The organism is Shimazuella kribbensis DSM 45090 (assembly GCF_000428065.1).
In the GTDB taxonomy this organism is placed as follows: Bacteria; Bacillota; Bacilli; order Thermoactinomycetales; family Thermoactinomycetaceae; genus Shimazuella; species Shimazuella kribbensis.
In genome coordinates, this window is sequence record NZ_KE386618.1 from 21,698 (window position 1) to 29,792 (window position 8,095).

General features: G+C 39.9%; 1 protein-coding gene. It reads left to right on the plus strand.

The window, feature by feature from the left end:
• Window positions 1-928: 928 nt before the first annotated feature.
• Window positions 929-8,095: DNRLRE domain-containing protein (locus A3GQ_RS0121210; RefSeq protein WP_028778736.1), on the plus strand; the 7,167-nt coding region annotated here is incomplete at its 3' end.

An 8,095-nucleotide genomic window follows, 5' to 3' on the forward strand; every position in this document is an offset into this window, starting at 1 on the left:
ATTTGGACAATTATTACATAAAATTCAACTTGAAGGGCTACAATTCATCTTCAGTAGAAAATAAAATAACAAGATCGACTAGGATTCCATCCAATCCCTAATCGACCCTGCTATATGGGGCAGTACTAGCGAACTTAGCTCTTCTTCGTTCCGATTTTGATGGTATCTCGTATCTCTAAGTTGTTTTTCCATAGTATAAATTCCAAACTAGAGAACCAGCAATCGCTGGACACAGTAACATCCATAAATTGCTTTATACCAATCCTAGTCGAAAAGCAATGTTAGACAAGTTGAACCAGATCTGAAAAGGACTGGTTCTTATTTAAATAAATAGAATTCAACTTTGCGGTCTATGGTAGGAACTTGTCACTGGGCCATAAAGGTTTACATGATGTCCGATAAGGCTTGTTCCGGTTTCTTGTGCCACTGATCCCGATACCCCTATACCTCTATCTAGGGTTATTAAATCTAATTTAGGAGAAGTAAGTGGTTGGATGATTGATTGTCGACTCCCACCTTGCGCGCAATGGAGAAATTCTGTGGGCTCTCTCCTCAATCAAAAGGATAAATTATACATTTTCTATATCAATTGTCAATATATAAAATAAAAATAATTCAATTGTATTTTTACAAAAATGGATTTATCATGAAAAAGTATTTTATAACATTCACCCTGCTGAGCAATTTTACTATTTTTTTTCTGTATATGTTAGTTATGCATAGGAGACGGCGCTTTTTTCCTGAAAAATGTATGTATTCTGCATTTGATGTAAGAATAAAAAGGCGTTACAGGAAGCATATTTTTTTTGGAATTATTTGTATCTGATTTTGCTCATGTAGGGACAATCATTTAGGAAGTGTGGTGAAGTGGCTCTAACTTTTCAGACAACATAATAGCGTGTAGCACGCACAATTGGGAGGAAATTCATTGAAAACGCAGCAAAAAATCTGGAAAAAACTACTTATCTCCCTGTTAGCTTTCGTTTTTATATTTGAAAGTTCGGGACCTTCTGCAAGTTTTGCAACAGAGAAAATTAATGCTTGGTTCAAGAGAAAGCCTGTTGTTTTAACAGAAGTAAAAACAGATTTTCATGAGGGGAAATCTGTCATCGATTCTGTTGTTGATGCAATCACAGATTCAAAAGTTGTAAAGAGTGTTCAAAATTTTTTAAAGTCCGACCAAGAAATTGCAGATGAGATACAAGCGGAGCAAGTGTTACCAAAAAGAAATCCTGTTCCAAAAGGGAAGATTCCACCAAAACCAACACGTGTAAAAGAAATAGTAGAAAAGCGAAATGCAACCACGACAATCTACCAGTTATCAGATGGAACGATGGAAGCAAATATTTCTAGTGCACCTGTACATTATCAAGATGAGAAAGGCAAATGGCAACGAATCAATAACAATGTTGTCAGTACAAAAAAAGAAAAAGGTTATTCATTTGGTAATGAAGCCAATCAAATGAAAACCTATTTTGGTAATAAAAATGACGAATTAGTTAAGTTCAATGATGGAAAGCATCAGCTTGTACTTGGAGTAGGAACTACTTCTACTACTTCCTTTAATCCGAAGACAGAAAAAGATGAAGTGATATACCAAAACATATTTCCTGACTCTCATCTCAAGTACAATGTGAATAATCAAGCTGTAAAAGAAAGCCTCATTCTTCAGTCTCCCCCTAAAACCAATGTGTTTGATTTCCACTTCAAACTTCACGGTGTTCGGGCGAAAAAAGAAAAAGATGGATCGATCATATTTACGAGCATCAAGGAAGATCGCCCTGTTTTCACCATTCCGAAACCATTTATGTTTGATAACAAAAAACAAGCAGATTCACCTGTAGGATATACATGGAGTGACAAAGTAGTACAAGAGGTTATTCAACATGGCTCTAATATCACGGTGAGAGTCAGTGCAAATAACAATTGGCTACAGGATGCAAAACGAGTATATCCGATTACCATTGATCCAACAATCATCATTCAACCACCACCATCCGGTGCACAAGCAAGTCAAGATGTGATGATAAATAATTATGCTCCCACTACTAATTTTGATGGCAGTTGGAAATTAAATGCAGGAGCAGATTCTGCCCAAAGCATCCGATCATTGCTGAAATTTGACTTGAGTACGATCCCTCAAGGAGTACAAATCAATTATGCACAGCTGAATTTGTACTATGATCAAACGTTTTGTGTGAATTGTACCACTACTGATAATGTGGTTAACTTTTCTGTTCATCGTCTTCTTCAAGATTGGGATGCAAAAACAGCTACTTGGAATCAAGCAAAAACAGGAGTTCCGTGGACTTCTGCGAATAAAGGCGGAACATACAACGCTAGTTTTGAAACGACAACTAATATCGTAGATGATACAAACCCATCATCTGCCTATCCAAATGGAACATGGTCGGCATCTTCTAGCGTTGCGGGAGCATACGGCGATAGTTATCAAGTGAGTGCAGCAAGCACAACCGGTGCAGATACATTTACTTGGCAGCCTTATTTCAATGAAAGTGGCGATTACAAAGTTGAGATTTTCAATGTTCCTGCATCAGACCGAGCAACCAACACCCCGCTAACTATTACCCATGCAGATGGAACAACAGTAAAAACAGTCGATCAAAAAAATTCTGCCAAAGGATGGGTTGATTTAGGGACGTATCGCTTTAAAACTGGTGATACTGGGAAAATTGTCATGAATGATAAAGCCAATGGTTATGTTGTTGCAGATGCCATTCGTTTTACCAAACAAGGGATAGCCACTCGTCATACACAGGAAAATAACGCTTGGCATGATTTTACGATGCAAGATTTGGTCCAAGATTGGATCGATGGAAAACAATCAAACTATGGAGTTTTGGTAAAAGCAAAAGATGAAACTTTAAAAGTAGGTGGAGTACGATACGAAGCAAGTGAAATTGGAGAAGAAGCTATCCGTCCCACCCTTAAAGTTGTGTATGGGATGACTGCAGTCGATTTACAAAGTCCCACCAAAATACATGCAAATGGTGCAGAGCTAAAATGGAGTAAGTATCGTGGTAGTGATTTTACAGAGTACCAAATTCATCGTAGTTCATTACAAAGTTTTAAACCAGATGATACTACATTGGTAGCTCCGATTGCTGACCCAAATACACTCGCATTTACCGATACGACAGCAGTTCCGACACCATCCTATAGTGCTGATTTATTTGGCAAGTCCTATTATTATATGGTGGTAGTTAAAAATACCAAAGGCGAATTGATTCCAGGCCGCGCACAATTTGTTCAATTGCCTAAGTCAGGTTACACCAAACAAATTTTACAGAATGCAAATGATACGACTATATCGAGTGCCGTTCCATCTACAAATTTGAATTCGCTTGATGGAGAAGCATGGAATTCAGCTGGGAATAACAGTGGGACATATGCTAATACACGATCGTTGTTTAAATTTGATATTTCTTCCATACCAGCAAAATCTTATATTGCAGATGCAAAATTTGGACTTTGGACTTGGTATCAAGACAATACGGGAACGGCAGCGGCTACTTATAACTTACACACCTTAAATAAAGCGTTTACAGAAACTACTGCTACTTGGAATTCCAATGCAACTGGTTTTAACAGTACCGCCGTTGGATCCATTACCAATGTGAACAATGATCCACAATGGAGAAGTTGGAATCTGAAGAGTACGGTGCAATCTTGGGTGAATGGCGCGACTACCAACTATGGCTTGATGGTGAAGCATGCCAATGAAGCTAGCACGACTCAATTGGAACGTGTTTTGTTTATTAGTAGTGAGTTAGCTACTGCTCCACAACTCAAGCCAAAATTGGAAATAACCTATGTAGATAAAAAAGCAGCAAATTCGTATTATGCACCAAAATCGCCGGTCAAAATGACAGTTGGCACTACTTATGATGTGGATGTTACGTTGACGAATGCAACAACACAAACGTGGAATGGTACAACAGATTATTTGTCCTATCACTGGGTATTGCCAGATGGGACGGATAAAACAAACGCAAGCAATCAAATGACTACCCAGTTTAAGCCGCTTGATGCAAATGGTAACGAAGCTTCTACACCTGTGAGTGTAGCTCCAGGTCAGACTATCACTGTAAAAGCCAAAGTAAAAGCACCGGATTTGAGTATTCTAGGAGCAATACGTCAAGGATACATGCTGCAGTGGGATCTCAACCTTGGTGGGACATGGTTATCCAAACAAACGACAGATCCTATTCCTACTTTAAATCAATACATCACGGTCGAAGATCCGAATGGTGGAAAAGATCTAGGATTAGAAGAGCATACGTCTGTTCTAAGTGAAGGTACGGGAGCAGATGGAGCGGGTGGAGTAAGTCTTTTCCGAGGAAATGCACTATTCTCTTACTCTGCATTTGATAACCCATCTCTGGGAGATCTCAATACCACTGTTGATTTTACTTACAACAGCTTGGATACTGCAGATTCGATTTTGGGAGTAGGATGGTCTTTATCTACTAGCAGTTTAATGCGACTAGGTTCTCCGCTTGGTGACGGAGTTCAAGTAGATGCAAGTGATAAAGTTGTGTCTGGAGATGTTTATTTATTAGATGATGATGGTACGACACATTCTTTCACCTATAACCCTGCTTCTAAACAATTTATAGAGCCGCCGGGATCAGGAATGTATCTGCAATATATAAGCGGTGGTACGAAAGATAAAAAATGGGTTATTACAGAGCCTGACCGTACTCAATATTATTTTGACGAGAAAGGTTACATTACCCAACAAGTGGACAACGCAGGGGATGCACTCAAGTATGTGTACGAAGAGAAGAGCATCAACAACGAACCTGCGAAACTACTAAAATATATTGTTGATTCATCAGGTAGAAAAACACTTACCCTTGATTACAATGCTGATGGCAGAGTACAGCAAATTACCGATGTGGCAGATCGAGTTATGTATTTTACCTATGATGCGGAAGGGCGCTTGAGTAAATTTACCGATGGCTATGGAAAACCAGAAGCAAAAACGTATGAATTTACCTACGACCTGCTCTATAAGAGCATCATCAATAAAATAAAAGATCCCCGTGGCAAAGAAACAGTATATACGTACTATACGAGTGGCAACAATCAGATGAAGGTCAATACAATCAGCAACCGAAAATCAGAAACCGTCACTTACACGTACAATGGGAGTGAAAAAATTGCCACTGATTTAAAAGGGAATCAAACCAAATATGTGATGGATACAAATGGTAATCCAACAAGTATCACAGATGCCAAAGGAAATACGAGTAAATATACGTATGACAGTGCACATCGCATCACCAAACAGGAAGATCCAAATGGTGCGATAACAACATGGACCTATGACTCCAACGGTTTGATGCTAACAGAAACGGATGCAGTCAATAATGCAATAGCAGATCCCGAACAACGTAAATCTACTATTTATGAATATCAATATTCCCTTGGGGGAAAAGTTGCAGATTTGATCAAAAAGACATCGCCAGCAGGCAGATATATCAAATATACCTACGATGCACAAGGCAATTTGTTAACAACCGAAGATGCCAAAGGAAACAAAGTAACCTATACCTACCATGGTACAACAGGTTTGGTCAAAACGGTCACGGATGCAAATGGTAATGTCACTACATATGGAGATGCTACTTCTTCTGATTATGGGTATGCTCCTACTGGACAAGCCAAAGTCATCACTAACGCCAAAGGAGAAAAAACGACCACCTCCTATGGAGAACGCGGAGAAATCCTGACCGTTACGGATGCGAATGGCAATACCAGTACCTTTACGTATGATGTGTTTGAACGAGCACTTACGAGCAAAATTCCAAAAGATGTATCCAAAAACGAATACATTACCGTTCCAGCACCTGTCTACGATGGCGATGATAATGTAATCGAAAAAACATTGCCAAATGGTGCGAAGATCACCTACACATATGACGACAATGACAATGTGTTATCTGTGACCAATCCGAAGAATAATAGCACAGATCCAGATTCCATCACGACATATCAATACGATCAAGTAGGAAATTTGATCAAAGAGACAGAACCAAAAGGCAATCTTACACCAAATGATCCAAATGACTATACAACGACTTATTCATACAATGAATTGAATCAATTGGTGGCTGTTAAAAACAGCAAAGGTGAGGAAATCACCTATGAGTATGATCAATTAGGAAATCAGGTGAAAGCAACCCAGCCAAAAGGGAACCTCACACCGGACAACCCTGATGATTATACGATTAAAACGGAGTACGACAAAAATGATCGTCCGATCAAAGTGATTGATGCGGATGGAAAAACCGCAGAATCTACCTATGATCCAGATGGGAATGTCATCACGACCAAAGACAAAGATGGACGGATCTATACCACCATCTACAATGAATTGGGGCAAGTGATCGAAACCCAAGAGCCATATGGGGATAATCAGATGCGTGTTACTCGTTTCACGTATGATAAAAACGGAAATCAACTTACAATAGAATCACCACTTGGAGTAACAACAGCAACAGTGGATGACTATGTAAAGAAAAATGTGTACGATGAGCTAAACCGTGTAAAAGAAGTCATCCTACCAAATGATCCAACGAGTCAAAATCCGCGGTTCTCCGCAGTAGATAAGATGATTTATAGCTATGACAAAATGGGCAATGTAGCCTCTGTCAGCATGCCCGCATCCGAAGGGCAAACCAATCGCTTAGTCACCACCTTTGATTACTTTGATAATGGGGCAAACAAAAGCGTTACAGATCCTTGGGGGATCAAAACGACCTATACCTATGATGACATGGGTAATGAAACCAATCGAACCATTATGGGATCAGATGGAACCGTCTCGCGTACCATGAACTGGGCTTTTTATCTAGATGGAAAGCTGAAAACGATGTCGGATGAAGGTTTGCAGGCCACAAGTAGTAATGCAGATAGTATTCGAAAGCAATTTGACTATTTGTATGATGTCAATGGCAACCTTGTTACGATGAAGGATGCGAGTACAGGGGCTGCTATCGATACGTATCAAACGACCTATACCGAGTTAAATCAAGTAGCCCAGTTAGACGAAATCCAAGGTGGACAAGTGAAGAAAACGAGCAAATTCACCTATGATGTCCACGGAAACCCATTGCATCAAGAATATACAGGTGGTTTGACTGATCTAGAGTACAATAACCCACTGGATCAAGTGACAAAAATGACGGTCAAGACCAGTGAAACGGATCCAAAACCGCAAGTATACACCTATCAGTATCAGCCAACAGGCAAGCTGTCACAAAAAACAATGCCAAATGGCAACACGATTAACTACTCCTACTATCTGGATGATGCGCTCAAACAGATGGAAACAAAAAAAGCAGATGGAAACAGCATTCAGAAACATCTATTGGAGTACAACGAAAATGGCAGCCAGATCAAAGACACATATACGGGAATCGATGCAGATAACAAACCGATCAACAACACGTTTACGTACCAGTACGATCCACGAGATCGTCTCATCAGTTACAACAAAGCGGGAGATAACCCAGTCACCGAGTCGTATGTATTAGATGCTAACAGTAACATTGTATCTAAAACACAAAATGGACAAGTGACCAGTTACCAGTATGACAAAAACCGCTTGACTGCTGTGAGCAAAGGTGGGGAGACTTCGCTCTACTCCTATGATGCAATGGGACGAGTAGAGAAAGTCACCAAAAATAACAAAGTGGACGAACAGTTTACCTTTGATCAGTTTGACCGCACAACCGATCATACCAAGCTCAATAAAGATGGGGTAACTACTACCACTACCAAATACACCTTTGATCCCATGGACCGCACGATAAGCAAGATCGAAAATGCAGGAACAGCACAGACCAAAACAACCACCTTTAATTACTTGGGACAAACGAATCAAGTGATTTCCGAAGAGGTAGCAGGTCAATTGACCAAGTCCTACACCTACTCCCCATGGGGCGAACGGTTGTCGATGATGAAGCAAAACACAGGGGAGCATTCCTACTACCAGTACAACACCGATGTCGATGTAGAAATGCTGACTGATGAAAATGGCAGTGTGAAAGCAACCTATGGATAC